The sequence below is a fragment of the Nodosilinea sp. AN01ver1 genome (assembly GCF_050565655.1).
GTDB lineage: Bacteria > Cyanobacteriota > Cyanobacteriia > Phormidesmidales > Phormidesmidaceae > Nodosilinea.
The window spans coordinates 1-817 of sequence record NZ_JBNXVS010000142.1 but is presented as its reverse complement, the minus strand read 5'-3'; the positions used below and the strand labels follow the sequence as shown (position 1 = coordinate 817).

Here is an 817-nt window from a genome sequence, read left to right as displayed (position 1 = left end):
ACAGCTCTCGAATCAGAGCATCTTTCTCCTCAGAACTAAGGCCTTCTAAGGGCGGCAGGTCTTTCATGGCAAAAGTCTACCACCCTCTCTCATTCGCCGGTACCCGTCAACCTAGTTGAGCAATTACTGTGCAGATTAGCGCCCGCAACCTCGAAGTTCTTGATGGGGCGCAGTTAAGTGCCAGCACTTTTGGGCTGGGAAACGCAGGCGATGTGATTTTAGAGATTGAGGAGCTAGCCCGGTTTGCTGGCGTTGACCCTATTGATGGCAACCCTAGCGGCGCGTTTAGCAGAACTGATAGTGATGAGGAAGGCCAAGGCGGCGATGTGCAGATTAGCGCCCGCAACCTTGAAGTCGTTGATGGGGCGCAGTTAAGTGCCAGCACTTTTGGATCGGGAGATGCAGGCGATGTGATTTTAGAGATTGAGGAGCTGGCCCAATTTGCTGGCGTTGACCCTAATGATGGCAGCTCTAGCGGCGCGTTTAGCAATATTGATCGTGATGGGGTAGGCACAGGCGGTAATGTGCAGATTAGCGCCCGCAACCTCGAAGTTCTTGATGGGGCGGAGTTGAGTGCCAGTACTTTTGGAGCGGGAAACGCAGGCAGCGTGATTTTAGAGATTGAGGAGCTAGCCCACTTTGCTGGCAGCTCTAGCGGCGCGTCTAGCAGAATTCAGGAGAATGGAAAAGGCTGCAAAATCGCACGAACTTCGGCACCTGAATCGCGCCAACTTCGGCAGGTGAATCGCATGAACCTCGGCACCTGAATCGCATGAACTTCGGCAGGTCATGACTACCCCATCGGTGGATCTCGATA

1 protein-coding gene is annotated in these 817 nt (G+C 53.6%); it reads left to right on the top strand.

Annotated features, from left to right (window positions below; genetic code table 11):
• Window positions 1–128: 128 nt before the first annotated feature.
• Entirely contained in the window at window positions 129–767 is a 639-nt protein-coding gene (locus ACQ4N7_RS30340; RefSeq protein ID WP_430715140.1) for a hypothetical protein, read from the top strand.
• The last annotated feature ends 50 nt before the right edge of the window (window positions 768–817 follow it).